The sequence below is a fragment of the Streptococcus oralis ATCC 35037 genome (genome assembly GCF_900637025.1).
Lineage (GTDB): Bacteria > Bacillota > Bacilli > Lactobacillales > Streptococcaceae > Streptococcus > Streptococcus oralis.
On record NZ_LR134336.1, the window covers coordinates 1461992 to 1488119 of the forward strand.

Genomic DNA, 26128 nt, shown 5'->3' on the forward strand with positions numbered 1-26128 from the left:
GCTATTTTCCTAATCTATGCTTCATCATTTCAAATAAATCAATCTTAGCTTGATCAAAGAAACCTTTTGGCCAATCAATAATTTCTCCTGATTCATTAATTCTAATAGAAATTATTTCATGTCTTCCATCTTGTTTATTAAAATAATATAATCTAAAATCTGATTCAACACACTTTTGTCTTAAACTATATAATCTCATACCATTAATTACATGGTCACTATGTGTTTCAACGATTACCTGAACTCCCCCTTTATGACTTAATTCAGCTAAAAATTGTCCAATTTGAGACTGTCCATACGGATGCAAGTGTGCCTCTGGATTCTCAACAATGAGTACCCTCTCTTTCTTGTCTTTATTATTTAAGACTGATAGATAAAGTCCTTGAACTATGATCGGTAGAATATATGATATCCCAAAACCAACATTAGTTGGTAACACATCTATTCCATTTTCTTTAAACCTCAACGAAGACACTCCTAAGTCATCATTGACAGAAACTTCGAATTGAACGTCATCAATAATTTTATTTACCCAATACTCACACTCATTTTTAAATCCACCATTACTCTTCTTTATTGCTGTAGGAAATTTCTGGACTCTATACTTAATATTAACTCTATATAAAACAAACAGTGTATTCTGCCCAGAACTCCCTACATCTTCGACATCTGTCTCTTCAATCATTTGCGAAACTCTCGGACCGAATCTTTCAGCATTGATATAATAAAATGTTTTCTCATTTCTTTCATCTGCTACTGTTGATAAGTAATTTTCAGAAAAACGTTCCTCTTCAATAGAGAATTTAGAAATTTTATCATCAATACCAATTTGAAATTCCTGTCCACTACTATCTGTATCTATGCTACTATCGGTAAAATTAATTAACTTTGACGGTAAACCTAAATTTAACCCAAATATATCATTCGTGTAGATTCGCTTATTTTTTCCAGACAATTCATATAATAAAAGAGATTGAATAAAAGATGATTTTCCTGCTGAGTTTCTACCAGTTAATACTGTCAACTTTGATAACTCTATACTTTCATCTTGAAAACACTTATAATTTTTTATCCTTACATTTCTAATAGGCATTCGTCAATTACCTCCTGACACATTTTAAAATAATTTTCTACCTTACTCTTACTATTCGTTGAAGTTGATATAGACATAAAATTAGTAGGATCTTCTAACTTTTGAGAGAGTTTATCTAGAGCTATTTGACTATAATTTCCAAAATTAATATTTTCATATTCTCTATTGGCTAAAATAACACTAAACGCACTAAACAGTGGTTTGTTTATTAACATAGAATATTCGTACTCTTCTTTCTCTTTATTATAGATAACCTTCACAAACGCTTTATCCCCGAATAACTTAAAACATCTACTCATTGAAGTTTTAAAAATTTCTAAATATTGGCTAAGGCTTTCTTGAGAAATTATCTTATTCAACTTTTCGTTTTCATCATTTAATAAATCAACAATATTAGAACTCTGATAATTTACTTTTTTTGCTTCAAAATCATAGATTCTATGAAAGGCAAAAAATCGCAATACTAATTCATGATGATCTAATCTCAATGTTTTAACACGCCTGTTAGTCGCAGATAGAAACTCTTCAGATTCTGTGCATAAGTTTAATAATTTTCTAGTATAATTTGTACTTACGGCATTTCTCATTTCCTGGTTATTAAGAGCTTTCCCTCCAGTGTTAATTCGTTTAAAAATATCATAAATGATTCTGTGTGGAGAATCGTAACTAAGTATATTCAAAGATAACTGTGTTCTGTTTATTCTACTTTTTATTTTTGGAGGGAGCTCCGAAAATCTACTTCCATTGTAGGAATCACCCAGATACTCTAATGACGACAACCGAAACTTATCATTTAAAAAATCAAAAATTGTTGTCAAACGTTGCTGACCATCTATAACCGAGAACTCATAATCATCATTACTATCTGCGCCCGTTTCATACAAGTAAAATGCTGGTATTGGTATACTTAACATCAATGATTCAATTAAGTGAGATTTTCTCTTGTTTTCTTTCCAAACATAACCACGTTGGAAATCTGGACTTAAGTTAATTGCATCTTCTGTATGAAGTTCATGCAAATATTTAACTGAAAGCAACTGTTGTTGAATGTTGATATCTTCTGGATTAAATGGACTACTAATATCCTCTGTAATCTCTTGCTCTGTATTTTCAACTCCTAAAAAATTATTTTCCGTTTTTTCAATAGTCAGTTCTTGAAGTAACTCCTGGAACTCAATAAAATTCAATGCCTCCTCATTAAGAGACCTATAAAAGAACAACTCCCCTTCTTCAATTACCACAACGAACGCTGGAACTTGAGAATACGATTCGATACGCTCTAGTATATCATTATATTTTTTATACTTTTCTTTATATTCCAATATTACAAATGGCTTCTCGGAATGGAAAATAGCAAAATCTACAAATAAATGATTATGGTTATCTTTACTAATTTCATGATTTTTCCGAATGTCATAGCCTACAAATTTTTCCTTTAATTTATCAAAAATCTGTTGTTCTTTCATAATATATTCTCCTTTTTGGTTTTATTTTTATTATCTAGTATCTCGGATAAGGATAAAATTCTCCCTCTTCCAAGCCAACTTTTCCTTCTTCAAAGACTTCTTGGTTCCATTCCATGACAAACTCCTCTGCTTCTGGGTCTTCCAAAAAGTCCATGAGCGCATCCAGCCCAACCTCTGCAGTGTCTTTGAGGAATAGCGCAAAATAAGCTAGAAACTCACGAGAAAAACCTTTTTTAGGTAGGTAAGGGATAACTGTCAAATAGTCTTCCTCATTGACTGTTGACTTGGCAGGATTGTAGAAAAGGACTGCTTCTTCAAAGAGGATATCGTCTGATGATACCTCTCCGTCCTCGTCCACCATCTCCACACCTGCAGCGTTTTGTGCTTCCAAAAGAAAACTCACTTCTACCGCATGGTTGCGCTTGTCCCAACTAATCTCAAAGTCAAAGGGAAAGTTCTTCTCCAATTCTTCCTCTAAAACATCTAAAAATCCGTATGTTGCCATTTTGTCCTCTTTCTATGCGACTCTTAAATCGCCCCGATTACTCGGAAATATGCTAAAATAGATACTACCATCTTACCACATATACATCAGAAAATCCATGTTAGAAAGGACTGCTATGCCAGACAATCTCGCGCTTCGCATGCGCCCAAAAACTATCGACCAGGTCATCGGTCAGGAGCATCTGGTCGGACCAGGAAAAATTATCCGTCGCATGGTGGAAGCCAATCGTCTGTCCTCCATGATTCTCTACGGACCTCCAGGTATTGGTAAGACCAGTATTGCCTCAGCCATCGCTGGAACCACCAAGTATGCCTTTCGGACCTTCAATGCCACTGTTGATAGTAAAAAACGTCTCCAAGAAATCGCTGAAGAAGCTAAATTCTCAGGAGGATTAGTCCTATTACTGGACGAGATTCATCGTCTCGATAAGACCAAGCAAGACTTTCTTCTGCCACTCTTGGAAAGTGGTCTGGTTATCATGATTGGGGCCACAACTGAAAATCCCTTCTTTTCTGTCACTCCAGCCATTCGTAGCCGTGTTCAGATTTTTGAGTTAGAACCCTTGGCCAATCAAGATGTTAAAGAAGCGATTCAGATCGCTCTCACTAATCCTGAGCGTGGTTTTGACTTCCCAGTTGAGCTAGATGGGGATGCGCTGGATTTTATCGCAACCTCTACCAATGGAGACCTCCGTTCTGCCTTTAATTCACTAGATTTGGCTGTTCTCTCTACCCCTGAGAATGACAATGGTATCCGCCATATCACGCTTGATATTATGGAAAATAGCCTCCAGCGAAGCTATATTACTATGGACAAGGATGGGGACGGTCACTATGATGTCCTTTCAGCCCTGCAAAAATCCATTCGCGGCTCGGATGTGGATGCCAGTCTTCACTATGCTGCCCGCTTGATTGAGGCTGGTGATTTGCCTAGTCTCGCTCGTCGCTTGACCGTTATCGCCTATGAAGATATCGGTTTGGCCAACCCTGAAGCTCAGATTCACACCGTGACTGCTCTGGATGCTGCCCAAAAGATTGGGTTCCCAGAAGCCCGCATTCTCATTGCCAATGTCGTGATTGATTTGGCCCTTTCTCCAAAATCCAACTCAGCCTATGTAGCTATGAATAAGGCTCTTGCCGACCTCAAAACATCAGGGCACTTGCCTATTCCGCGACACCTGCGTGATGGGCACTACAGTGGAAGCAAGGAACTGGGGAATGCCCAAGACTATCTCTATCCACACAACTATCCTGGAAATTGGGTCAAGCAAGACTATCTACCAGAAAAAATTCGTAATCATCACTATTTCCAAGCAGAAGATACTGGTAAATATGAACGGGCTTTGGCTCAAAGAAAGGAAGCTATCGACCGTTTGCGAAAAATCTGAAATCCTTTTCAAAAAATTGCACTTTCCTCTTGATTTTTTTTGAAAAAGTGGTATTATATAAACATAGAAACGCTGTGGTGTACGACTTCACACTTAAGTGTTGACCGACTATTTTTTGTATTATTAGGGAAACAAAAGTCTTCTAACAGCATGTAGGCCGTCTCACACGGAAACAGCTTCAGTTAGAGCGAGTTGCCCACCTGCTTAATTGCGCGGGTTCAATACAAACCGTGAAGTTTCGGCACCAATACAGCTTTTTTCTTTGCCTCCTTAGCTCAGCTGGCAGAGCAGCGGACTCTTAATCCGTGGGTCACAGGTTCGATCCCTGTAGGGGGCATCTAAATACAACAGGAAAAAGCCTTGTAAATCAAGGCTTTTTTTGCTTGTCTATAACTGATTTACCCCATCATTTGTCCCACATTTTAAATCTATCTTTTCTTTTTGAATCAAATTACATCTTTACAAATAGTGTAAAGCCAGTTACTTTTGCTTTGATTCCATACAATATTTTCATGTAGAGAAGACAAATTTTATCTTCTCTTTTTATTTTCAAAATAATAAAAACTGATTTTCTTTTCATAAATCAGACTGAAACTTCCAAATTTTCCATTTTGTTTATTGACATTTCCTCTAAAAAGGTGTATAATATTTTTATTATCAAACTATACTATACTATATAGGGGGTATTGAAATGAAATTTTCTAATCGTTTACTGCTATTCCTTGCAGGAGTTGTTTTTGTCCTTTTAGGACTTTTCCTATTTACAAACCCAGTAGCTAATCTTGTTGCTTACAGCTGGTGGATTGCATTTGGTTTACTGGTTTCTTCTATAGCAGCTATTTTAGGCTATTTCTCTGTACCAAAAGAGCTTCGCTCACCAGCTCATCTTTTCCAAGGGATTGTTAATCTTCTCTTAGCTCTTTACCTCGTTGCCTATGGCTTTGTGACGCTGCCAGTTGTCATTCCAACTATTTTAGGAATTTGGTTAATTGTAGAAGCCATTATAGCTTTCTTTAAAGGCAATCGTCTGGGATTGATTTTCCCTATTATTGGCAACCATATCATGTGGATAGCGTTGCTTGCATTTTTACTAGGTCTAGTGATTTTGTTCAATCCAGTAGCTACAAGTGTCTTTGTCGTTTATGTCGTTGCCTTTGCATTTTTAATTGTTGGTTTCACCTATATCCTTGATGCCTTTCGTAAATAATCTAGCTGCCATTTTGGGCATATTAAAATAGCTGGGAAGTTACATTCTCAGCTTTTTCTGTTGCCTCCTTAGCTCAGTTGGGGCATCTAAATCAACAGGAAAAAGCCTTGATAACCAAGGCTTTTTTGTAGTCTTAGCACTCACTCTTTATTGGAGGCTGGGACAAAAGTCCTAGCCTCTCAATTGTCTTTGGATTATCGAACAAGACGCAGTGGTTGAGTGGGCTCTACTACGCTGATTTCATCAGCTTTTAAAGCCCTACTCAACTGTGCGGAGGTGGGACGACGAAATCGAATTCTAACGAATTACCGGTTTCTGTCCCACTCTCTATCCATGAGGCTGAACTCTATATTCTGAAACGGTTTGGCCGGTCCACTTTTTAAAGAACACTTCATACCCAATATGAACCTGGTTTTATTGAAGCAAGAGATAAATCTCCACTAGAGCTCTTAATTGAAAATAAGGAGCTATTAGATTAAATAAAAAAAGCGAGGATATCCTCGCTTTTCTATTGTATAATCTTATTCTTTATTATCAATCATCAAACACTCCGCCTGTAAGCTGGTACGTGAGGTAAATGTGCTCCAAGGTTTTGACAATTCGCGTCACATGAAGTTATTTAAGCATCTTCTTTTCTTTTATTACCATTTTCTGTTATAATAAATTGTACTTCTAAAATAGAAAGGTCTTAAGATGACAACTCTTATTAAACATAAACGTGTAGAATTTTCAGAACTTTTTTATGACTTAGTTTTTGTTTTTGCAATTTCAAAAGTAACTACTTTAATTGACCATCTTCATAACGGTATTTTGACTTGGAATTCTTTCCTTGATTTTCTCATTGCTACTTTGTTTCTCATCGATTCCTGGATGATTCAAACCGATTATACCAATCGCTATGGAAAGAACTCTTTATTTAACATAGTAATCATGTTTATCAAAATGGGAATTTTACTCTTTATAGCCAATATGATTGGACCTGATTGGCAACAATATTTTCATTATCTCTGTTGGGCTATTGGTACATTAACCCTTACCTTATTTTTTCAATATTTGGTTGAATTTTTTAGAAAATCAACCGATGATGCTAATCGGGAAAGTATCAAAGGTTTTCTATGGATAACAGGTCTAGGAAGTTTAGGATTCTATCTAGCAGCTCTTCTTCCTATTTACCTTAGAGTCTATATCTTATTTGCTAGTATTCTGCTAACATTTATTATGCCAAGTATCTTGCTTAATAAAGATAAGCATTACCAGGTAAATCTCCCCCATTTAATCGAGCGCATCTCCCTTCTTGTCATTATTATGTTTGGAGAGATGATTACGGAGCTAGCTAACTTCTTTACAATCGAGAATTTCTCGATTTATTCGGTTCTTTATTTCATTATTATGATTTCTCTGTTCTTGTTTTATTTTGGTCAATTCGACCATGCTATTGATGAAAAATCTAATCAAAAGGGACTATTTCTAATTTACAGTCACTATCCTATTTTCATTGGACTTATGATGATGACTGTATCGATGAGTTTTCTTCTGAATCCTGAAGCTAATCGTCTCTTTGCAACCATCTTCTCTTATATCGGATTTGGCCTCTTTCAAGCTGCTGTCCTAGTAAATGGACCCTATAACAAACACTATCTTCGCTATTCGAAAAGTTACTACTGTGTCCAAGCGACACTCTATCTGGCTGCCTTGATTCTCTCTTTAATCTTTGCTTCTAATCCTATAATAGTAGTGAGTATAACAACCATTTTAGCTCTAGCTATAGCCATTCATTTTATTTATTTTTATATGACACAGAATAAAAAATATTCCAAATCTAACTGGGAGTTATTTTAATGAGTTTATAACATAAAAAAGCTTTGGGAACCAAGGCTTTATATGATATCAATCACCGACCACGAAAATGTTTAGCTTACAGAACTGCTAGTGAAGCTCTAGAGGATGAGTTCGAGTAAATGTTGCACTTATTCTTGCAATTTATCATTTACTTGATGCACGAACTCGATATTTTTTTCGTTAATTTGTTTTTGCCCCACTTTTGCCCCATTTTTAAATCCTGACATTGAAAATACCTAAATGTATTTCCCTAAAATCAGCTATATTTCAACATTTTTGTTTATTTTCAATATGAAAAGTTCTTACAAATTCATGCAGGGGGCATAGAAATAGCAAAAAAGCCTTGTAAACCAAGGCTTTTTTGCTTAAATTTTTAGGATATTCTGAGTCTAATATAGATGAAATTCTTTTCTCATAATAAAAAAACGCTACATAGCGTTTTTTTATTATTCTTAGTTACTCATCTAGTCGAATAAACATCATTGCGTTAAGTAAGGAGATGAGTGCGACCGTATTAATATTATTGGAATAGATCAGTCTCTTGTTCTCAATTGGTGGAATAATAAAATTAGAAATAATAATGTCGAAAGGTGACTCTTTTAAAGAATCAATTGATAGTTCTAATTCACTCCAAACCTCCAGTTCAAAATTGTTGCTGCAATAATAAGAAAGAGTCTCTGCTACTGATTTTGCATGATACTGATCAAAATTACTCATGACTAAAACCTTTAATTTAGGTTGATTTTGTAAAAGATTTAACACTAAGTGTTTGCTATGGGTAATAAAAGTATAGCTCAAGTGATTGACTTTCATTGAATTGTAATCCATATCCAAAGCCTCTAGATAATGTTCAATCCCTTCTTTCACCTCTGAAACAAAGCGAGGGAAAATATTTTGAAAGTTCTTGATTGTATTGCCTTTTTGATCAAATAGGATAAACTCTGTCGATAATTCCTGCCGATGCAGATGTGCCGTATTATGCAGATGCCAGATCAGATTGTCCTTATTGTCTACCTGGAGATTATACTCTCTTGATACCTGATCTACTAGATCTCCCAATAACTGATACGATTTTTTTACATAGCTGTCTGTTTTTGCATGGTTCAGAAATACTTCTTCATCTATGAAAAACATTTTTTGAAAATAGGATACAAACAGTTGACCGATCACTTCTTTATTCAGAGAGATATGATATTCAGAGTCAAAGCTCGCTACAATCTCGTCAATTCCTTCTGCCTGCATGAAAGATTCCAACAATTGGTTGTTAAAAGAATTTTTCTCAACTTCCAAGAAATGACCAAACTTTATTCGGTATAAATTCGTAACAAGGAGCAACTTTAACATTCGTTGAGTTGCGAAATTGACTGGAAAGGCAGTTTCTTTATAGACCAGTGCCAACAACTTACACAAAGGTTCTACTGAAAAATCTTCAAATGGCCATTGAAGAAAATAATATTTCTCTGAAAAATACTGGGCAAAAAAGTAACGGATATCGATTTCATTTCCAGTGATTCGAACTGGATTGAGGCTAATTTCAAAACGATATTGTTTCTTAATAATTTTATTAATGTGACTGATGATACGGTAAAACGAGGATGAACTGATATAAAACTCTTTACAAATACTCTTAGCATCACATCCTTCATTAAAGAAGACAAATTCTAAAATTGAAAAGTGAGTTGAATGTTTAAAAAAATGGTGATAAACCATCTCAATATCACTATCATCGGTGTTAATGATACGGATGCCATTTGTTGAGGAATGAAACAGCAAGTCAGGAAAAGAAGATCTGACTTGAGACAAGTCATCTTTTACAGAACGTTCTGTACAGTGCAATAATTCTGCTAGTTCCGAAATATGAAACCAGCGTTTATTTTCAAATAGTAATTCTAACAATTCTAATTGTCTATGACTTTTTTTCGATAATAAATCTCTCATGTATAACTTTTCTTTCTTTATAATAAACTAAATGATTGTCTTTCAATCTTCATGCAATTATACCACACAGAGTGCATTTATCCTCTTACAACGACTTTTGCTTGTTATAAAAAGACTAGTCTAATCCCTTAGAAACTCAGAAGCATCAAGCTTTTCTTATTTATCTGTATCTAGAGTACGTGTTTACAGTACGGTTTTCAAGACGAACTATTATGTTTCCAAGTTGAGATAGTATATAATTAGTTCAATCAAAGATGTTGATTCTTTGATTTAGAATTAGAAAAGGAGGATACACTATGTTGTGGTCCATTATTGTAGGAGGTCTTATTGGTCTCATCGCTGGTGCAATCACTAAAAAAGGTGGTTCAATGGGAATAATTGCAAATATCTTTGCAGGTCTTATCGGTTCATCTGTAGGACAATCTCTTCTCGGAAGCTGGGGACCTTCATTGGCTGGAATGGCTATTATTCCATCAATCGTAGGTGCAGTGATTGTTGTTGCAGTCGTTTCATTCTTATTTGGTAAAAAATAAGCATTACCTAGTAAGAAATTAAAAGTGATAAGCCATAATTTTGAATACTGTAGACGGGTAAAATTATGGTTTAAAGCTTTTCATTTGAAAGGATTTAATATGTCAAAATCAAAGAAAATACTGTTACTTATTTTCTGTATCTTAATCTTGACTATTTTCCTTCCTATTCTCATAGATTATCATCAGGTCAGTGATTTAGATATCCACTTATTCAGTTGGAGAGAACTCAACGCTGAATTCCTGATTGCTAGATATGTCTTTTGGGGGACACTTGTCCTATCTGTTTTAGTTTTAATTTCAATGTTAGTGATACTCTTTTATCCTAAACAATATTTAGAGATTCAATTAGAGACTCAAGAAGATACATTAAAACTAAAAAATTCAGCTATCGAAGGCTTTGTTCGATGTTTGGTCATTGATCATCAGTTGATCAAAGAACCAACAGTCCATGTAAATAGCCGCAAAAATAAATGTTTCGTTTATGTTGAGGGCAAAATTCTTCCTTCGGACAACATCTCAAAACGATGTCTTGTCATTCAGAATGAAATAACTCATGGATTAAAGCAGTTCTTTGGTATTGAACGTGAGGTAAAACTTGAAGTTAAAGTTAAAGAAGTTGAACCTCAAAAAACGACCAAAAAGACTGTTAGTCGTGTAAAGTAAGGAAGTAAAAATGGAATGGTTTAAAAAATACCAGTATCCAATTATTGCAGGTTTAGTAGGTGTCATTCTCGCTTGCTTTATCTTATCCTTTGGCTTTTTCAAAACACTATTTGTACTAATTTGTGGAGCCTTAGGAGCATTTGCAGGATACTATGTTAAGGAAAAATATTTAAATAAATAAAGGAGTCTCGTATGTCAAACGTAGATAAAAATGTAGAAAAAAAAGATGTTGCTGTTGTTTCTCAAGATATTAAAGGGGAACTCACTTATGAAGACAAAGTAATCCAAAAAATCATTGGTCTTTCACTTGAAAAAGTACCTGGACTTTTGGATGTGGATGGAGGATTCTTCTCTAATCTAACAGAAAAAATTATCAATACAGATAATGTCACTCATGGTGTCAATGTTGAAGTTGGGAAAGAGCAAGTTGCAGTTGACTTGAACATTGTTGTTGAGTACCAAAAGAATGTCCCTGCTTTGTACAAAGAAATCAAAGATGTTGTTGTATCACAAGTTACAAAAATGACTGATCTAGAAGTAGTTGAAGTCAATGTGAATGTTGTTGATATCAAAACGAAGGAACAGCATGAAGCAGATTCAGTTAGCCTCCAAGACCGAGTAACTGACGTGGCTTCTTCAACAGGAGAATTTGCTTCAGAACAATTTGAAAAAGTGAAATCTGGTATCGGTTCAGGTGTTGCTGCTGTTCAAGAAAAAGTAGGTGAAGGTGTTGAAGCCGTTAAGGGCGAAGCAAAGGAAAATGCTCGCGTACACTAATTCATCTAGTCTAAATCAATCAATTTAAAGGAGGCAGAATCATGTCAACAGAAGAAAAACTAAATCAAGCAAAAGGTTCCATTAAAGAAGGTGTCGGCAAAATGATCGGCGATGAAAAAATGGAAAAAGAAGGAACAGCTGAAAAAGTTGTTTCCAAAGTAAAAGAAGTTGCTGAAGATGCTAAAGACGCTGTCGAAGGCGCTATTGAAGGTGTTAAAAACATGCTTCACAAAGATGAAAAATAAGGCTAAAAGTTAGCTGACCTTTTCATCTATAGTAGTCAAAAAGAGGACCGTAAATGTCCTCTTTTTTTGTAGATCGGATTCTAAACACGCTTCCCAATTTTCGTTAAAAGAAATTTTTAATAGGAAAAGCTCTGGTTTCAGGGCTTTTTACTTGTTTAAAATAATAGCTCCCTTTTAAAGAAAGAAAATTGAAAAGCTTGCACACTACTAGACTAGCTTATTTATCCACCACCTGAGCCTCAAATTGGGCTGGTTGGTTGTCTACATTGGTAATGGTGATCGTGTAGGGTTTGTTATTGGTGGCATCAAACACTTTTTCACCTTGGTAACTCACAACAACTCCATCTTTTTCTAAATAAATATCTGCTTGGTTGTTTGGAAGTTCTTCATCCTCCTTGTCGAAACCATGGCTTTTTATAATTTTTTGTCCCTCTACTTCATAGTAAATATCACCATTACTCTCACTCCAAACACTAGAGCCAGTTAATTTAATTTTACTTGAATCATTTTTCTTCAAGATGAAGATTGAATAGTATTCCAAATCTTGTGTTCTGGGATTTACTCTTAAGTTGACGGATTGACCTGGTTGAAGAGTGTATTTGCCATAGTTCAAAACCGAAAGGACAAACCAAACTAGCAGCAAACTATACAAGACTCCTATAATTATTCGTGAGCGCCTACTTTTAAACAAAGGTAAAAGTAACACGAAAGAGACAATAAAGAGCAATTCTGTAAACATTCTTTTCCCCTTTTCTCATCATCGTTGACATCCTGAACAGAGTCTCGCATCCATTTCTCACTAGTAACATCAACCATACAAAGTCTGATACATCTTATCTAGAAAATCTTTCAACTCTTTTCGAACAATCTTTAACAGGCGTTCTTCTTCGGTTTGAGAAATCGTCACACTTTCTTTATTTTGATTACTGATATGAGAATAGTAACTACGTTTTAGGGTTAATTGATGATCTAAAATATAGTAGGCATTTATTTTTTCCTCATTTACCATTGTTTCAAATAAAACTGAGACTTCATCCCTGCCAGGATTCGACATTTTCAAATCAATGTCTCCTTTTATCCCTATCTCCATCCAAGCGAATGGCACCGTCGGGAGGAACAATATAGCCTGCTTTTCGCATGTCAGACGCATATTTCCCTGAATCCATTAAATGTTGTAAGACTGCTATATTGTCCTCTTCTTCAAAGGAAGTCTTTAATTGGAACCGTTCTTGGTGACTCTGATACTGAAAATAAAGAGTGATACCAACAACTAAGGCAAGTACAGAAGCAAGCAAGATTCGTATTTTTCTAGGTCTCGACATGTTTATTTCCTCTATCTAATAAATCATAGAAGTCTTGTTTCTAACTTTGAAAGATAACTTCTTTATTCTTGAAAATCCTTGGGACTCTAGCACCATGTGACTGCTATCTGCCCTTTTTCATGATGTATTTTCGTATAGGTGTTTCAACCATTTGAACGATTTCAAATCCTTCTTTTTGGTAAAGCTTGTAAGCTGTTTGATTTGCCTCGTAGACATTTAGAGAAATAGTGTCTATGTCTTCATTTTCAAAGGCCAAACTAACAAATTTTCTTAAAGCCTGGCTACCTAAGCCTTGCCCCTGCTTCTGAGGGTTGATAAAAAATCTCCCGATATGAAGATTCCTGTCTTCTAGCCTGATTTTCTGGATAAGCCCCACAAACTCTTGTCCATCAAAGATTGAAAAGATTCCTTCCAAATCTTGCAAGATTTGAATTGTCAAGGGAAAAGGAATCATTGTTCCCATCCATTGTTCTTGAAAGGATTTGCCAAGGGAGTTAGACCATTGGCATACGAGCTGAGCATTTTCTGTGCTCACATTTTCTTCAAAACGAATTGTCATCTTGACCTCACCATCTTATCTATGTTTCTCCATTATACTACTTCTCCTATTTTTTACGAATAGATAAGTATGATTGATCTTTATTTTTTTCTTGTCGGGAGCATTCTCGCTTCTTTCTTGGGTTTGATCATTGACCGTTTCCCTGAGCAATCCATTATTCGACCGGCTAGCTACTGCAATTCCTGTCAGACTCGCTTGCGACCCTTAGATTTGATTCCTATCCTTTCGCAGGTCTTCAATCGCTTTCGCTGTCGCTACTGCAAGATTCGATATCCATTCTGGTATGCCCTCTTTGAACTCGGCTTAGGAATCCTCTTTCTAGCTTGGTCTTGGGGCTGGATTTCCTTGGGTCAAGTCATCCTCATCACTGCTGGTTTGACCTTGGGCATCTACGACTTTCGCCATCAGGAATATCCCTTACTAGTCTGGATGACTTTCCACCTAATCCTCATGGCTTTCTGTAGTTGGAATCTGGTTATGGTCTTCTTCCTTATACTTGGAATCATGGCCCATTTTATCGATATTCGCATGGGCGCAGGGGATTTTCTCTTTCTAGCTTCTTGTGCTCTCATCTTTAGCGCGACAGAATTACTCATCTTGATTCAGTTCGCTTCTGCGGCAGGCATTCTGGCCTTTCTCCTGCAAAAGAAAAAGGAAAGACTTCCTTTCGTGCCTTTCCTCTTACTTGCTGCGACTATAATAATTTTCTATCAGTTCTTATTAGTTTGTTGAATTGGGAACCCAAAGCTCAACTTCTGCATCCATGGGATTACCGTTTAAAAGTATTTCTAAGATAATTCCATCATTGTAAAGCGAACTATATTCTCCCTCAAAAAAGTTATCCTCCAATTTATCAAACAAGAGTCTTGATTTATCACCACTGGCTGAGCTTACTAAATAATCTTTCTCTGGGACAAGAATGCTTTCGTAACCTGCCACAGCATTATTTGCCACAACTCCTGCGTAGTATTGTATACCATCTTTATGAGGAACTATCAAAGCATAGCCTCTTTTATCTATGGAATGGGGCATCAATTTTCCTAGCATTCCTTCTTTAAATAACTGAGTATAGAATGCCGTTTTCTCTTTAGAATAGTGATGTTCATGAACTGTAGTTCCTTCTATCAAAATACTCTTGCCAACTAAGGTAAACGATGGTTTAGTTTGATGTTTCATTATATGAACTCCTTTCTTTATGGTATAATCATAACAAAAGTAATATGACAACTATCTGTCATATTTAAGGAGAAAATTATGAAAATCGACCGTCAAATGGGGATTATTTCTCATTTAGTAAATAAACGAAAAACAACAGCTAAAGAATTATCAGAACTTTTTAAAGTCAGCACACGAACTATTATGAGAGATATTGATGATTTATCTCTTGCAGGCATTCCTCTCTATGTAATGAAAGGAAAAAATGGAGGCATTTTTCTTATGGAAGACTTCCAAACTGACAAACCTCCCCTGACCCAATCCGAACGGCTTTCGATCGAATCTGGTTTAAAAAGCCGTTATCAAGTATTGGAAGATGCCTCTACTTTCAATGCTATATTGAAATTAAATGCTACCAATACATACTCTGATTTCGAAATTGATTTATCTCTATCTCAAGGGAACTTGGAAATACGAACTTTGATTTTTAAGTTATTGGAAGCTATCAGAGGTAGAGTAAAAATAAAATTTTCCTATATTAATTCACAAGGACTGGTGAGTCAAAAAAATTGTGAGCCTTACCGTATTGTCTATAAGGACCGGAGTTGGTATATGGATGCCTACGATACTGATAAAGCGCGTTTTTCTGTTTTTAAAGTTGCTAGAATTAGTGAACTTACTCTCTCCGATACTTTTTCAAAAAGACATTTTACACCACTTCCCTATGATGGTGGTGCTTGGATGAATGAAAACAAAGTACCTGTCATCCTGCATGTCCAGAAAATTGTTCTTGATCGATTTGTGGAACTCTTAGGCTATAATGCCATAAAACCTATTAATAGCGATATTTACGAGATTACTTATCCGTTAAACGACAATGATTGGGGATACAATACCTTGCTTGCTTTTGGAAAATACATCACTGTTATATCTCCTAAGCATTTCCTGAAACATTTCACCAACTATATAGATACCATTCATAAGCAATACCCAAACTAATATTCAACTGTCATTCATGAACTTATACCCTAAAAAGAAAAAGGAAAGACTTCCTTTTGTGCCTTTCCTCTTACTTGCTGCTTGCGTGATTATTTTTGGTAAGCTACTGCTTGTTTGATAAAGTCCTCAATTGGCTCTCCTTGGTGGAGAGCTTTTACAATTTTCGAACCGACGATAACACCATCTGACACCGCATTGAAGCGTTCTACGTCTTCTTGACTAGACACACCAAATCCTGTCAAGACTGGGATGTCAGCTACTTGATGCAATTGCGCCAGGTGCTTGTCCAAGTCTGCACGGTAATTTCCTGACTTCCCTGTCACCCCATTGATGGCAACAGCATAGACGAAGCCTTCTGCTCCCTTGATCAATTCTTTTTGTCGTTCAAGGCCTGTGGTCAAGCTAACTAGGGGAATCAAGGCCATGTCTGTATCTGCTAAAAATGGCTCTACAAAGTTGGCATGCTCATGAGGCAGGTCTGGGATAATCAAACCCTTAACGGCTGTATCTGCCAAATCTTTGACAAAGTTCTCAACACCATACTGAAAGAGGGGGTTGAAGTAGGTCATGATGACCAGTGGCACCTCAGTCTGAATGGTTTTCAAGGTTTCAACCAAAGCCTGGGTAGAAGTCCCATGAGCTAGACTGCGCAAACCTGCTTCTTCGATAACAGGGCCATCTGCAACAGGGTCTGAAAAGGGAATACCCACTTCAATGGCTGAAACACCCAAATCTTCTAAAAAGTGGATTGTTTCACCGAGACCATCCAAACCTTTCTCGTGGTCTCCAGCCATGATATAGGGAACGAAAATTCCTTTTCCAGCTGCTTTGATAGCATTCAATTTTTCTGTTAGTGTCTTAGGCATGGGCTTCTCCCTTCTTTGCTGCATCTGCTTCCAAGCGGTCTTTGACTTGAACCACATCCTTGTCCCCTCGTCCAGATAGGCAGACAATCATAGACTTGTCTGGTCCGAGGTCTTTGGCTAATTTCACTGCAAAGGCAATGGCATGGCTAGATTCCAAGGCTGGGATAATTCCTTCCACACGAGACAAGAGTTGGAATCCTTCCAAGGCTTCTTCGTCTGTCACAGGAACATAGCTGGCACGTTTAATATCGTGGTAGTGTGAATGTTCTGGACCGATACCAGGATAGTCCAAACCTGCTGAGATAGAGAAGGCTTCAAGAATTTGACCATGGGCATCTTGGAGCACATCCATGAGGGAACCGTGAAGAACACCTGGACGGCCCTTGGTCAAGGTAGCTGCGTGGTGCTCTGTATCCACACCAAGTCCTGCTGCTTCAGCCCCATACATGGCTACAGACTCATCTTCTACAAAGGGATGGAAGAGACCGATAGCATTAGAACCACCACCAACACAGGCTACTAGGGCATCTGGCAGATCTTGACCTGTCATATCGCGATACTGTTGTTTAGCTTCTCGACCAATGACACTTTGGAAATCACGAACAATTTCTGGGAATGGATGAGGCCCCAAGGCAGAACCAAGAATATAGTGGGTATCATCGATATTAGCCACCCATGAACGAAGGGCTGCATTGACCGCATCCTTGAGCACGCGCGAACCATCAGTCACAGCCTCAACCTTGGCTCCCAAAAGCTCCATACGGAAGACATTAAGGGCTTGGCGTTTAACATCTTCCTCACCCATGTAGATGGTACATTCCATGTTAAAGAGGGCTGCAGCTGTTGCAGTTGCCACACCGTGCTGACCAGCACCAGTTTCAGCGATAATTTTCTTTTTACCCATGCGTTTAGCCAGAAGAACCTGTCCCAAGGCATTGTTAATTTTGTGGGCCCCTGTATGGTTGAGGTCTTCACGCTTGAGGTAAATCTTGGCTCCGCCGATATGCTGGGTCAAGTTTTTTGCGTAGTAAAGGGGAGTTTCACGTCCTACATACTGGCGTAAGAGTTGGTTTAATTCCTCTTGGAAACTTGGGTCCGCCTGACTTTCACGGTAGGCCTTCTCCAACTCCAAAACTGCTGTCATCAATGTTTCTGGGACGAAACGTCCGCCGAATTTTCCGTAAAATCCATCTTTATTTGGTTCTTGATATGCCATTCTTTGCCCTCTCTATAAATCTTCTAATCTTTTCCTGATCTTTTTGTCCATCTGTCTCCACTCCGCTCGATACATCAACTGCATAGGGAGTAAAGTGTTGAATTGCTTTTGCTACATTGTCTTCATTAAGTCCACCTGCGATGAAAAATGGCTGAGCTAGTTCTGCTGTATCCAGTTGGCCCCAGTCAAAGGTCTGACCACTCCCAGCCACAGGGGCATCAAAGAGTAGATAGTCTGCCTGAGAATTGGGCACATTCCCATCTCCATCCACCTGCACAGCCTGAATGCTGGCACAAGGCAAATCCTCAAACAAGTCATCCGCTACCTGACCATGAACTTGAACCAAGTCCAAGCAAACTTTGTCAATCGCTTCTAGCAGTTCTGCCCGACTTGGTGAAACAAATACGCCAACCTTTTTAACGTTCACAGGAATGAGCTTTGCCAGCTCAGCAGCCTCTTTCAAGGTCACCTGCCTTTTACTAGGTGCAAAGACAAAACCGATATAGTCTGCCCCTGCTGAAACGGCTGTCTCTACCGCTTCTTTGGTCGATAGTCCACAAATTTTAACCTTTGTCAATTTGCAACTCCTTGATTCTTTGAGCCACATCCTCTGCCTGCATAAGAGCTGTCCCTACCAAAATTCCGTTAAAGTATGGTGCAACGCGTTTTGCATCCTTCCCTGTGAAAATAGCAGATTCAGAAATGTAATAGCGCCCTTCCTCAAAGTGCTGGGCTAAGTCTACACTGGTCTGCAAGTCGACTTCAAAGGTGGTCAAGTTGCGATTATTGACCCCAATAATCTCTGCACCAAGTCTGTGGGCCACCTCTAGTTCAGCTAAATTGTGAGTCTCCACCAAGACTTCCAGACCAAGCTCTGTCGCGTAGTCGTAAAGTCCCTTGAGGCGTTCTTCTGACAAGGCTGCCACGATGAGCAGGATAACTGTCGCGCCGGCATTGCGAGCACGGATGATTTGCTTTTCATCGATGATAAAGTCCTTGTTGAGCGTCGGAATCTGTACCTGACTGGAAATCTCTCGTAGATAATCCAAATGCCCTTTAAAGAAAACCTCATCTGTCAAAACCGAAATCATCACTGCGCCGTTCGCTTCATAAGTCTGGGCCTGTTGCACAATATCCACATTGAGATTGATATCTCCCAGACTAGGGCTAGCTTTCTTGACCTCAGCGATTACCTGTAAACGGTCCTGATGTTGTTTTAAATAGTCAGCCAAGCGATAGGTCTGGCGCAAGGGCTGGATTTGCTCCAGCTCCATCTGCTCGACTTCACGCGCCTTCTGCTCTAAGATTCGTGCTAAAAATTCCTGACTCATTTTTGGTACTCCTGTAACAGTCTGAGTTTTTCAAGGGCCTTGCCACTAGCAATCACTTGACGAGCCAAGGCAACTCCTTCCTTGATACTAGCAACCTTACCATTAGCATAGAAACCAAGACCAGCATTTAAAACTGTCGTTTCCAAGAATGGACTTGGTTCGTTTTGAAGAACGCTAAGCAAAATCTCTGCATTTTCCTGAGCATTCCCTCCACGGATATCTTCAATAGCGTAGCGTTCCATCCCCAAATCCTCTGGAGTAAAACTGGATAAGGTAATTTCGCCATTTTCAAGAAGAGCAATCTTGGTTGTTCCGTTCAAGCCGGCTTCATCAAGACCTTCTGGTCCAGCAACCACAACGGCACGTTTTCGCCCCATATTTTTCAAAACCTGAGCGGTACTTTCTAGCAGTTCTGGACGACTAATACCAAGAAGCTGTGTTTCCAAGGCCATTGGGTGAATCAGTGGACCAGTCAAGTTCATGATTGTTGGAATTCCTAGTTCCAAACGAGCGGGCATGATGTACTTCATAGCTGGGTGCATATTTTTAGCAAAGAGAAAGACGATTCCAGTTTTATCAAAAACCTTACCTAGTTCAGCTGGTTTGAGGTCAAGATTGATACCCAATGCTTGAAGGACATCTGCAGAACCCGATTTAGAAGAAATCGAACGGTTACCGTGCTTGGCCATGTGGATGCCGCCACCAGCCAAGACAAAGGCTGCAGTTGTCGAAATGTTAAAGCTGAAAGACTTGTCCCCACCTGTACCGCAGTTATCCATAGCATCATGTATCTCAGTTGGAATGTGTTGGGCATGCCCTCTCATGACTTGTGCAATGGCTGTGCGTTCTTCCGGTGTTTCCCCCTTCATCTTAAGGGCCAAGAGAAGAGAAGCAATCTGCGCTTCGGTTACACGCCCAGTTACGATACGCTCAATGACATCCGTCATTTCCACACCTGATAAATTTTCAAATTTTGCTAGTTTTTCAATAATCTCTTTCATCCTAGTTTCCTCACTTTACAACCTTCTCGATAAAATTCCGAATAGAAGACAAGCCATCTGGCGTTCCGATACTCTCTGGATGGTATTGGAAGCCATAAATCGGCAGGCTTTTGTGTTGAATTCCCATAATAGCCTGGTCATCAGTCGAACGAGCTGTCACTTCAAACTCTTCTGGCATTTCTTCAATCAAAATACTATGATAACGCATGACTGGACGACCATCCTCAATGCCTTGATAGAGAACAGATGGCGCTTCAAAGCTGATATGGCTCTGTTTCCCATGCATGACTTTTGGAGCCAAGCCTAGCTTCCCACCAAAGACTTCTGCGATGGCTTGGTGACCCAAACAAATCCCTAGAATTGGCTTCTTGCCTGCAAAGTCACGAATCATGTCTTCCATCTTTCCGGCATCCACCGGCCAACCAGGACCGGGAGAAAAGACCAGACCATCTGCTTTTTCAGCTTCTTCATACAGCTTGGGATCATCATTTCTCAAGACCTGCACTTCTGCAAAATTCCCAATGTACTGCGCCAAGTTATAGGTAAAAGAATCATAGTTATCAATCAATAAAATCATGGTCTTAGTTCTCCAATTCTAGTCATAGATTTAGCCTTGTTAATGGTTTCTTGGTATTCGTTTTGGGCGATAGAATCATAGACAATCCCTGCCCCAGCCTGCACATAGGCTGTTTGATCTTTGAGAATCATGGTTCGGATGGCAATGGCGAAATCCATATCACCCGTCGCAGACAAGTAGCCGATTGCTCCTGCGTATACGCCTCGTTTTTCCGTTTCCAGTTCATAGATGCGTCTCATGGCCCGAATCTTTGGTGCTCCTGAAACTGTTCCAGCTGGAAGTGTAGCTTTCAAAACATCCATGGCAGTGAGGTCTGGAAGCAAACGTCCCTTGACCACGCTGGTCAAATGCATGACATAGCGGAAGAGCTCCACTTCCATATACTTGGTGACTTGGACACTTGCCGTTTCAGAGATGCGGCCAATATCGTTACGCCCCAAGTCTACCAACATCCGATGTTCTGCTGTTTCCTTCTCATCAGAAAGCAGGTCTGTCGCCAAGGCCTTGTCCTCTTCATCCGTAGCCCCTCTTGGTCGCGTACCGGCAATCGGATTGGTTGTTACAACGCCATTTTTAACAGAAACCAAACTTTCAGGACTAGCACCGATGATTTGATAATCCCCAAAGTCATAAAAATAGAGGTAATTGGATGGATTAGTCACGCGAAGATTTCTGTAGAAGTCAAATGGATTTCCAGTAACTTCTGCTGAGAAGCGTTGACTGAGTACACATTGGAACATATCCCCGTTACGAATCAAGTCACGAGCGGTTTCCACCATTTCTTCAAACTTCTGAGGAGCAATATGCGGTTTGAAGTCCAGCGGAGATAAATCCAAGTCTTCAAATTCATTTGGAGCAGGGATGCGTAATTCCTCCAGCACTTGATTCAAGGCTTTTTCCAAGTCTTCTTGACTACGCTCGCTGTAAAGAGCATCCTCGATAACATGGATTTTTTCCTTCTTGTGGTCAAAGACCATATAACTCTCATAGACAAAGAAATGCATGTCTGGCGTCCCAATGGTATCCTCAGGGATTTGACCGATTTCCTCATAGAGCGAAATCATATCGTAACCAACAAAACCAATGGCTCCTCCACCAAAAGGTAGGTCTGAATGGTGCTGGTTCTTATGTGTCACTTCATAAAGGAAATCCAAGGGATCCCGATCAATCACTTGACCATTTTGATAAAGGACTCCATTTTCAAACTTAATCTCAAAAACTGGATTATAGGCTAAAATAGAAAAACGAGCTGTTTCCTTGTCTCTCGGAATACTTTCTAAGATAACCTTGTGTTGCCCCTTTAGGCGCATATAAGCCAAGATTGGTGATAAGACATCTCCATGAATGATTCGTTCCATTGTAATTTCCCTTTCAGTTTCTTATTTTTAATTTTTGGTCTTTTTTCTATTTCCCTTAAATAGTGCGGACGGGAGGTAAAATTATCCAGTGGATGATTTTAGAAATCCATGAAATGAAAGACCTAATTTTCGAGCTCCTCGCTCATTCATTTCTAGGCTCAGGCTAAAATAGTTCCCCGAACTATTTTACTCTCAAAAATTCCGTTCTAGAGAAGCATCTTTGCTTCTCTAGAATACCACTATAGCGGGAAATAGCGGGTCAATGCTCACTTCGTTAGCAAATATTTTATAGAAATCTATCTAGTGATGAAGCATAATTTAAAACTGATGACCATATCTACGATAAATATATAAAAATCCCCACGCAAAATAACTTGCGTGAGGACGAAATTCGCGGTGCCACCTCAATTATAGGATTTCTCCTATCTCTCATTCCTGTCTCAGAACTTTCCTATAACAGGCTGTGCGATAAAGGGCACTCCCTTGAGAATTATGTTTTCTTCTCTCGTTTCAGATGGACCCAACCTTACAGCTTTCTCTGCTTGTTTCCAGCAACCACAAGCTCTCTGTGAGAGAAAAGACTGTAATTTTTCCATCTTTTATTTTTTAGCTTCTAGGTAGTCTGCAATAGCAGCTACGTCCTTGTCTCCACGACCAGAGACATTGATGATGATAATGTCATCCTTACTAAGTTTCGGTGCACGTTTAACCGCTTCTGCGATAGCGTGCGAACTTTCGATCGCTGGGATAATCCCTTCAGTCTTGCTTAGAAGGAGCAAGGCTTGAACAGCTTCTTCATCTGTCGCTGCTACGTATTCTACACGGCCTGAATCTTTAAAGTAGGCATGTTCTGGGCCAACCCCTGGATAGTCCAAACCAGCTGAGATAGAGTAAACTGGGGCCAGCTCTCCATCTTCCTTAAAGACTGCATAGGTCTTCATACCGTCGACAATTCCGATACTACCTTTTGTCATAGTAGCTGCGTGCTTGTCTGTATCCAGTCCGTGACCGGCAGCTTCTACTCCTACCAATTTGACTTCTTCATCAGCCACATACTGTGAAAAAGCACCGATAGCATTAGAACCACCACCTACACAGGCAATGACGTAGTCTGGTAAACGGCCTTCTTTTTCTAAGATTTGACGACGAGATTCTTCACTGATGACCTTTTGGAATTCATGAACAATTGTAGGATAAGGATGAGGTCCTACAGCAGATCCCAAAACGTAGAAGGCTTCAAGGTCATTCATCCATGCTCCAAAGGCTGCATCAACCGCATCCTTAAGAGTTCGTGTCCCCGTTTCAACTGCGTGAACAGTCGCTCCCATCATCTCCATACGGAAGACATTGAGTCGTTGACGCTCCACATCTTCTGCCCCCATGTAGACATCACAGGCCATACCAAACTTAGCTGCAGCTGCTGCTGTCGCAACACCGTGCTGACCAGCTCCTGTTTCTGCGATCACTCGTTTTTTGCCCATACGTTTGGCAAGAAGAATTTGTCCTAAAACATTGTTGAGCTTGTGAGAACCAAGGTGATTAAGGTCTTCGCGCTTGAGATAAATCTTAGCTCCACCTAGGTGGTCTGTTAAACTTTCCGCAAAATAGAGCGGTGTTTCGCGACCTGAATAATCCTTCAAGTAATGGCGAAATTCTGCCAAAAATTCTGGATCATCCTTGTATTTGTCAAATGTCACTTCCAACTCATCCAACAAAGCCTGAATCGGCTCCGGTACAAAACTACCACCAAATTGTCCAAAATAACCTTTAGTTGTCATAAAATTTTTCCTCTTTCAGTATTAATTTAAAGATATGAAAAAAGCCCACACACAGAAAACAATCTGTGTGAGGGCGTTGGTAACGCGGTGCCACCTCAATTATAAAGGGACTATTCCCCTTTACATCTCTGCCTTGTCTAACAACAAGTTGCACTGTAAGGTGTGCGCACCGAATTTTCATTGTTTCAAATTCATTTTTAAAATCAGCCCACTTTCACTACTTCCAACCACCTGTTCACAATCACCACAGGCTCCCTGAAGATCAAAAATAGTTACTTTTCTGATTTGTTGAGAATATTATATGCTATTGTCCGCTTTTTGTCAAGATTTTTTATTATTTTTTTCCAGAACCGAGGATTTCTTCGGAAATTCTCACCAAAGTCTTAACGATATAGTCTACTTCTTCATCGCTTAATTTAGTGTGAAGAGGAAGCGTAATTTCGTTTTCAAAGAAGGCATAGGCTCTCGGATAATCTGCCATATCAAAGCCAAGATTCTTATAGGCTGTCAAGAGCGGAAGCGGTTTATAGTGTACATTACTTGCAATTCCTGCTTTGGCCAATTCTTGGATGATAAGGTTGCGTTCTTCTAAACTTGCTCCTTCTACATGGGTGATGTAGAGGTGGCGTGAAGATTCAACAGTATCAGTCTTGTGTGCAAGTGGGTGAATACGAGTACCTGCAAAACCACGATCATAACGATCCACGATGTCCTTACGACGTTGTAGCAACCCAGAGTAACGGTCCAATTGTACCAAACCAATCGAAGCCATGATATCCGTCATATTGCACTTGTAGGCCGGTGTAACGATATCGTATTCCCATGAACCCAATTGCATCTTGGCAAGAGCGTCTTTGGTTTGACCATGAAGGGAAAGGATCTGGAATTCCTTGTACATCTCTTCATCGTCAATCGCTGGATTGACCTTCCAAGTCGCACTTCCTCCCTCAGCAGTTGTAAAGTTCTTAACGGCATGGAATGAGAAGGAAGTAAAGTCAGCGATCGAACCAGCTGGTTGCCCTTTGTAAGTAGATCCCAAAGCATGGGCACTATCAGAGACAATCACGATACGGTTAAAGGCCTTTTGCCACTTGCTAGCAGCTGTAAAGAGATCACGTTTTTTCTCCACAACTTGGAACAAACGGTCATAGTCGCACACAATCCCTGCAAGCTCTACTGGGATGATAACCTTAGTTTTCTCAGTGATAGCTTGCTCAAGCAAGTCATAGTCCATCTCAAAAGTATCTGCTTGGATATCCACCATGACAGGTGTTGCTCCTACGTGAGTGATAACACTACATGAAGCTGTATAGGTCATAGCTGGAACGATGACTTCATCACCTGGTCCCACTTCCAAAACACGTAAAATCAACTCAAGGGCGGCAGTCGCAGAGTTGAGGCAGACAGTCTTAGGTGTCTGTGTGTATTGAGACAAGCGACGCTCCAGTTCTTTTGTCTTCGGACCTGTTGTGATCCAACCAGAACGCAGGGTATCTGCTACTTCAGCAATTTCAGCTTCAGTGATATCGGGCGGTGAAAATGGAATATTGTAATTTGGCATTGATTTGCTCCTTTTATCTGTACTCATTTTCTTATGACTACTTTATTTTAGCACTTCAAACACGGTTTGAAACATGATTTTGATGTCTCCAAGGAAACTAAACTCTCGGAGATAGGCGAGATTATAGCGCATCTTTTCAGGAAGAACATGCTCTACATAGGCCTGGTCAACCGACAGACCTTTCTCTGTCATCTGACTGATGATCGTGTCCTCATCCTTGTAGTTGATGCTGGCTGGAGAGGTGATTCCTGCTGGCAAGAGCAAGGTCGCCATCATTTCAGGACTATACTGCTCGGTGTAACGTGGCACCTCAGGTCTTGTTCCAACAAAGGACATCTCACCTTTAAGGACATTGACCAACTGAGGCAGTTCGTCCAAGCGCACACGGCGGATGAAATTTCCAACCTTGGTAATGCGACTATCGTTAGCAGAAGTCACCAGACTTCCTTTTTTATCCGCATCCGTCACCATAGTACGGAACTTCCAAATCTTGAACGGACGGTTGTACTGGGTCACGCGCTCTTGCTTGTAAATGACAGGTCCCTTGCTATCCAACTTGATCCAAATGCTCAAGACAAGAAAGATGGGAGAAGTCAAAAGTAGCAAAAACAGGGCCAGAACCCAGTCCAGGCAACGCTTGAAAATCAGCGAACCCTTCCTTTTAGAGACAAGCTGGTAGTAAGACTCAACCTCGCTTGATTGCATTTCCACGGGCAAGTCTTCCCATTTCAGCATGCTGTTTCTCCTTTGTT

General features: G+C 39.3%; 27 protein-coding genes, 1 tRNA gene, 2 pseudogenes and 2 other annotated features. Of the genes and pseudogenes, 12 read left to right on the forward strand and 18 right to left on the reverse strand.

The genetic code is table 11. The features are described from left to right. Window position 1: 1 nt before the first annotated feature. Genes EL140_RS07260 through EL140_RS07270 form a run of 3 tightly spaced genes read right to left on the reverse strand, consistent with a single transcriptional unit; the run spans window position 2 to window position 3064 of the window. On the reverse strand, window positions 2-1093 hold the full coding sequence (locus tag EL140_RS07260) for an AAA family ATPase (RefSeq protein ID WP_001122753.1): 1092 nt from the start codon (window positions 1091-1093) through the stop codon (window positions 2-4). Next, window positions 1075-2559: a DUF262 domain-containing protein gene (locus EL140_RS07265; protein WP_000664191.1), complete on the reverse strand. Its 1485-nt coding sequence runs from the start codon at window positions 2557-2559 to the stop codon at window positions 1075-1077. Before EL140_RS07265 ends, EL140_RS07260 begins: the two co-directional genes overlap by 19 nt. Window positions 2560-2593: 34 nt before the next feature. Further along, entirely contained in the window at window positions 2594-3064 is a 471-nt protein-coding gene (locus EL140_RS07270; RefSeq protein WP_000257122.1) for a DUF3013 family protein, read from the reverse strand. A gap of 115 nt (window positions 3065-3179) precedes the next feature. Between EL140_RS07270 and EL140_RS07275 the strand changes: the two genes are divergently transcribed. From EL140_RS07275 to EL140_RS07295, 4 genes are all read left to right on the forward strand, one after another. Further along, a complete protein-coding gene (locus tag EL140_RS07275; RefSeq protein WP_001113188.1) occupies window positions 3180-4451 on the forward strand; it encodes a replication-associated recombination protein A in 1272 nt (423 codons plus the stop codon). 264 nt (window positions 4452-4715) lie between these two features. Next, a tRNA-Lys gene (locus EL140_RS07280) sits at window positions 4716-4788 on the forward strand. Between the two features lie 354 nt (window positions 4789-5142). Beyond that, on the forward strand, window positions 5143-5658 hold the full coding sequence (locus EL140_RS07285; protein WP_000672739.1) for a DUF308 domain-containing protein: 516 nt from the start codon (window positions 5143-5145) through the stop codon (window positions 5656-5658). Between the two features lie 693 nt (window positions 5659-6351). Next, complete coding sequence (locus EL140_RS07295; protein WP_000209254.1) at window positions 6352-7497, forward strand: low temperature requirement protein A; 1146 nt, start codon at window positions 6352-6354, stop codon at window positions 7495-7497. A 456-nt stretch (window positions 7498-7953) separates the two neighbouring features. On the opposite strand, the gene EL140_RS07305 is transcribed toward EL140_RS07295, so the two are convergent. After that, window positions 7954-9435 (reverse strand): AcpB/EbpR/MafR family transcriptional regulator, encoded by a 1482-nt coding sequence (locus tag EL140_RS07305; RefSeq protein WP_001205297.1) that lies wholly within the window; start codon window positions 9433-9435, stop codon window positions 7954-7956. 296 nt (window positions 9436-9731) lie between these two features. Here EL140_RS07305 and EL140_RS07310 point away from each other — a divergent pair, with 296 nt between their 5' ends. The 5 genes from EL140_RS07310 (at window position 9732) to EL140_RS07330 (ending at window position 11653) form a co-directional block, all read left to right on the forward strand. Then, window positions 9732-9968, forward strand: a complete 237-nt coding sequence (locus EL140_RS07310; RefSeq protein ID WP_000964740.1) for a GlsB/YeaQ/YmgE family stress response membrane protein — start codon at window positions 9732-9734, stop codon at window positions 9966-9968. A 99-nt stretch (window positions 9969-10067) separates the two neighbouring features. Further along, window positions 10068-10631, forward strand: coding sequence for an alkaline shock response membrane anchor protein AmaP (gene amaP, locus EL140_RS07315; RefSeq protein ID WP_000045616.1), 564 nt, complete (start codon window positions 10068-10070; stop codon window positions 10629-10631). 10 nt (window positions 10632-10641) lie between these two features. Beyond that, window positions 10642-10812: a DUF2273 domain-containing protein gene (locus EL140_RS07320; RefSeq protein WP_000454669.1), complete on the forward strand. Its 171-nt coding sequence runs from the start codon at window positions 10642-10644 to the stop codon at window positions 10810-10812. A gap of 11 nt (window positions 10813-10823) precedes the next feature. After that, a complete protein-coding gene (locus EL140_RS07325; protein ID WP_000072930.1) occupies window positions 10824-11408 on the forward strand; it encodes an Asp23/Gls24 family envelope stress response protein in 585 nt (194 codons plus the stop codon). 41 nt (window positions 11409-11449) lie between these two features. Then, complete coding sequence (locus EL140_RS07330) at window positions 11450-11653, forward strand: CsbD family protein (RefSeq protein WP_000102421.1); 204 nt, start codon at window positions 11450-11452, stop codon at window positions 11651-11653. A 217-nt stretch (window positions 11654-11870) separates the two neighbouring features. On the opposite strand, the gene EL140_RS07335 is transcribed toward EL140_RS07330, so the two are convergent. The 3 genes and pseudogenes from EL140_RS07335 to EL140_RS07350 all read right to left on the reverse strand — a co-directional run bounded on the left by EL140_RS07335 (window position 11871) and on the right by EL140_RS07350 (window position 13534). Beyond that, window positions 11871-12392, reverse strand: a complete 522-nt coding sequence (locus EL140_RS07335; RefSeq protein ID WP_002874801.1) for a hypothetical protein — start codon at window positions 12390-12392, stop codon at window positions 11871-11873. 69 nt (window positions 12393-12461) lie between these two features. Next, window positions 12462-12975 (reverse strand): annotated as a pseudogene (locus EL140_RS09795) (thiol-disulfide isomerase). A gap of 103 nt (window positions 12976-13078) precedes the next feature. Further along, window positions 13079-13534: a GNAT family N-acetyltransferase gene (locus tag EL140_RS07350; RefSeq protein ID WP_000155446.1), complete on the reverse strand. Its 456-nt coding sequence runs from the start codon at window positions 13532-13534 to the stop codon at window positions 13079-13081. Window positions 13535-13603: 69 nt separating this feature from the next. On the opposite strand from EL140_RS07350, the gene EL140_RS07355 reads away from it, so the two are divergent. Further along, the gene (locus EL140_RS07355) at window positions 13604-14266 is read left to right on the forward strand and encodes a prepilin peptidase (protein WP_000566511.1); all 663 of its coding nucleotides are present in this window, start codon (window positions 13604-13606) and stop codon (window positions 14264-14266) included. On the opposite strand, the gene EL140_RS07360 is transcribed toward EL140_RS07355, so the two are convergent. Then, window positions 14255-14710, reverse strand: coding sequence for an effector binding domain-containing protein (locus EL140_RS07360; RefSeq protein ID WP_000682683.1), 456 nt, complete (start codon window positions 14708-14710; stop codon window positions 14255-14257). The genes EL140_RS07355 and EL140_RS07360 overlap by 12 nt on opposite strands. A 78-nt stretch (window positions 14711-14788) precedes the next feature. Between EL140_RS07360 and EL140_RS07365 the strand changes: the two genes are divergently transcribed. Beyond that, window positions 14789-15688 carry a helix-turn-helix transcriptional regulator gene (locus tag EL140_RS07365; RefSeq protein ID WP_000687279.1) on the forward strand — a complete coding sequence of 300 codons (900 nt, stop codon included), beginning with the start codon at window positions 14789-14791 and terminating at the stop codon, window positions 15686-15688. A gap of 31 nt (window positions 15689-15719) precedes the next feature. After that, a pseudogene (locus tag EL140_RS09810) lies at window positions 15720-15806 on the forward strand (prepilin peptidase); the annotation flags it as partial. Here EL140_RS09810 and trpA read toward each other — a convergent pair. From trpA to EL140_RS07415, 10 genes are all read right to left on the reverse strand, one after another. Continuing rightward, entirely contained in the window at window positions 15778-16554 is a 777-nt protein-coding gene (gene trpA / locus EL140_RS07370; RefSeq protein ID WP_001127017.1) for a tryptophan synthase subunit alpha, read from the reverse strand. The pseudogene EL140_RS09810 and the gene trpA sit on opposite strands and share 29 nt — an antisense overlap. Beyond that, on the reverse strand, window positions 16547-17770 hold the full coding sequence (gene trpB / locus EL140_RS07375; protein ID WP_000331276.1) for a tryptophan synthase subunit beta: 1224 nt from the start codon (window positions 17768-17770) through the stop codon (window positions 16547-16549). Before trpB (EL140_RS07375) ends, trpA begins: the two co-directional genes overlap by 8 nt. After that, the gene (locus EL140_RS07380) at window positions 17748-18347 is read right to left on the reverse strand and encodes a phosphoribosylanthranilate isomerase (RefSeq protein WP_000169920.1); all 600 of its coding nucleotides are present in this window, start codon (window positions 18345-18347) and stop codon (window positions 17748-17750) included. The genes trpB (EL140_RS07375) and EL140_RS07380 overlap by 23 nt, the downstream gene beginning before the upstream one ends. Further along, on the reverse strand, window positions 18334-19101 hold the full coding sequence (gene trpC / locus EL140_RS07385) for an indole-3-glycerol phosphate synthase TrpC (protein ID WP_000076531.1): 768 nt from the start codon (window positions 19099-19101) through the stop codon (window positions 18334-18336). The genes EL140_RS07380 and trpC overlap by 14 nt, the downstream gene beginning before the upstream one ends. Next, window positions 19098-20102: an anthranilate phosphoribosyltransferase gene (gene trpD, locus EL140_RS07390; protein WP_000658698.1), complete on the reverse strand. Its 1005-nt coding sequence runs from the start codon at window positions 20100-20102 to the stop codon at window positions 19098-19100. The genes trpC and trpD overlap by 4 nt, the downstream gene beginning before the upstream one ends. Before the next feature lie 10 nt (window positions 20103-20112). Continuing rightward, complete coding sequence (locus EL140_RS07395; RefSeq protein ID WP_000601899.1) at window positions 20113-20679, reverse strand: aminodeoxychorismate/anthranilate synthase component II; 567 nt, start codon at window positions 20677-20679, stop codon at window positions 20113-20115. Beyond that, a complete protein-coding gene (gene trpE, locus EL140_RS07400; protein WP_000439645.1) occupies window positions 20676-22037 on the reverse strand; it encodes an anthranilate synthase component I in 1362 nt (453 codons plus the stop codon). Before trpE ends, EL140_RS07395 begins: the two co-directional genes overlap by 4 nt. A 377-nt stretch (window positions 22038-22414) precedes the next feature. Continuing rightward, window positions 22415-22640, reverse strand: a binding site (T-box leader). Next, on the reverse strand, window positions 22637-23815 hold the full coding sequence (gene trpB / locus EL140_RS07405) for a tryptophan synthase subunit beta (protein WP_000208439.1): 1179 nt from the start codon (window positions 23813-23815) through the stop codon (window positions 22637-22639). (Overlaps the previous feature by 4 nt.) A 66-nt stretch (window positions 23816-23881) precedes the next feature. Continuing rightward, window positions 23882-24107: a binding site (T-box leader), on the reverse strand. Window positions 24108-24149: 42 nt separating this feature from the next. Further along, on the reverse strand, window positions 24150-25376 hold the full coding sequence (locus EL140_RS07410; RefSeq protein WP_001134521.1) for a DegT/DnrJ/EryC1/StrS family aminotransferase: 1227 nt from the start codon (window positions 25374-25376) through the stop codon (window positions 24150-24152). A 42-nt stretch (window positions 25377-25418) separates the two neighbouring features. Then, a complete protein-coding gene (locus tag EL140_RS07415; RefSeq protein WP_000922220.1) occupies window positions 25419-26111 on the reverse strand; it encodes a sugar transferase in 693 nt (230 codons plus the stop codon). Window positions 26112-26128: the final 17 nt, after the last annotated feature.

Excerpts from the sequence above, each read along its gene's own strand:
- EL140_RS07260 (WP_001122753.1), bottom strand. The coding sequence starts at position 1,093 with ATGCCTATTAGAAATGTAAGGATAAAAAATTATAAGTGTTTTCAAGAT.
- EL140_RS07265 (WP_000664191.1), bottom strand. The coding sequence starts at position 2,559 with ATGAAAGAACAACAGATTTTTGATAAATTAAAGGAAAAATTTGTAGGC.
- EL140_RS07270 (WP_000257122.1), bottom strand. The coding sequence starts at position 3,064 with ATGGCAACATACGGATTTTTAGATGTTTTAGAGGAAGAATTGGAGAAG.
- EL140_RS07275 (WP_001113188.1), top strand. The coding sequence starts at position 3,180 with ATGCCAGACAATCTCGCGCTTCGCATGCGCCCAAAAACTATCGACCAG.
- EL140_RS07285 (WP_000672739.1), top strand. The coding sequence starts at position 5,143 with ATGAAATTTTCTAATCGTTTACTGCTATTCCTTGCAGGAGTTGTTTTT.
- EL140_RS07295 (WP_000209254.1), top strand. The coding sequence starts at position 6,352 with ATGACAACTCTTATTAAACATAAACGTGTAGAATTTTCAGAACTTTTT.
- EL140_RS07305 (WP_001205297.1), bottom strand. The coding sequence starts at position 9,435 with ATGAGAGATTTATTATCGAAAAAAAGTCATAGACAATTAGAATTGTTA.
- EL140_RS07310 (WP_000964740.1), top strand. The coding sequence starts at position 9,732 with ATGTTGTGGTCCATTATTGTAGGAGGTCTTATTGGTCTCATCGCTGGT.
- amaP (WP_000045616.1), top strand. The coding sequence starts at position 10,068 with ATGTCAAAATCAAAGAAAATACTGTTACTTATTTTCTGTATCTTAATC.
- EL140_RS07320 (WP_000454669.1), top strand. The coding sequence starts at position 10,642 with ATGGAATGGTTTAAAAAATACCAGTATCCAATTATTGCAGGTTTAGTA.
- EL140_RS07325 (WP_000072930.1), top strand. The coding sequence starts at position 10,824 with ATGTCAAACGTAGATAAAAATGTAGAAAAAAAAGATGTTGCTGTTGTT.
- EL140_RS07330 (WP_000102421.1), top strand. The coding sequence starts at position 11,450 with ATGTCAACAGAAGAAAAACTAAATCAAGCAAAAGGTTCCATTAAAGAA.
- EL140_RS07335 (WP_002874801.1), bottom strand. The coding sequence starts at position 12,392 with ATGTTTACAGAATTGCTCTTTATTGTCTCTTTCGTGTTACTTTTACCT.
- EL140_RS07350 (WP_000155446.1), bottom strand. The coding sequence starts at position 13,534 with ATGACAATTCGTTTTGAAGAAAATGTGAGCACAGAAAATGCTCAGCTC.
- EL140_RS07355 (WP_000566511.1), top strand. The coding sequence starts at position 13,604 with ATGATTGATCTTTATTTTTTTCTTGTCGGGAGCATTCTCGCTTCTTTC.
- EL140_RS07360 (WP_000682683.1), bottom strand. The coding sequence starts at position 14,710 with ATGAAACATCAAACTAAACCATCGTTTACCTTAGTTGGCAAGAGTATT.
- EL140_RS07365 (WP_000687279.1), top strand. The coding sequence starts at position 14,789 with ATGAAAATCGACCGTCAAATGGGGATTATTTCTCATTTAGTAAATAAA.
- trpA (WP_001127017.1), bottom strand. The coding sequence starts at position 16,554 with ATGCCTAAGACACTAACAGAAAAATTGAATGCTATCAAAGCAGCTGGA.
- trpB (WP_000331276.1), bottom strand. The coding sequence starts at position 17,770 with ATGGCATATCAAGAACCAAATAAAGATGGATTTTACGGAAAATTCGGC.
- trpC (WP_000076531.1), bottom strand. The coding sequence starts at position 19,101 with ATGAGTCAGGAATTTTTAGCACGAATCTTAGAGCAGAAGGCGCGTGAA.
- trpD (WP_000658698.1), bottom strand. The coding sequence starts at position 20,102 with ATGAAAGAGATTATTGAAAAACTAGCAAAATTTGAAAATTTATCAGGT.
- EL140_RS07395 (WP_000601899.1), bottom strand. The coding sequence starts at position 20,679 with ATGATTTTATTGATTGATAACTATGATTCTTTTACCTATAACTTGGCG.
- trpE (WP_000439645.1), bottom strand. The coding sequence starts at position 22,037 with ATGGAACGAATCATTCATGGAGATGTCTTATCACCAATCTTGGCTTAT.
- trpB (WP_000208439.1), bottom strand. The coding sequence starts at position 23,815 with ATGACAACTAAAGGTTATTTTGGACAATTTGGTGGTAGTTTTGTACCG.
- EL140_RS07410 (WP_001134521.1), bottom strand. The coding sequence starts at position 25,376 with ATGCCAAATTACAATATTCCATTTTCACCGCCCGATATCACTGAAGCT.
- EL140_RS07415 (WP_000922220.1), bottom strand. The coding sequence starts at position 26,111 with ATGCTGAAATGGGAAGACTTGCCCGTGGAAATGCAATCAAGCGAGGTT.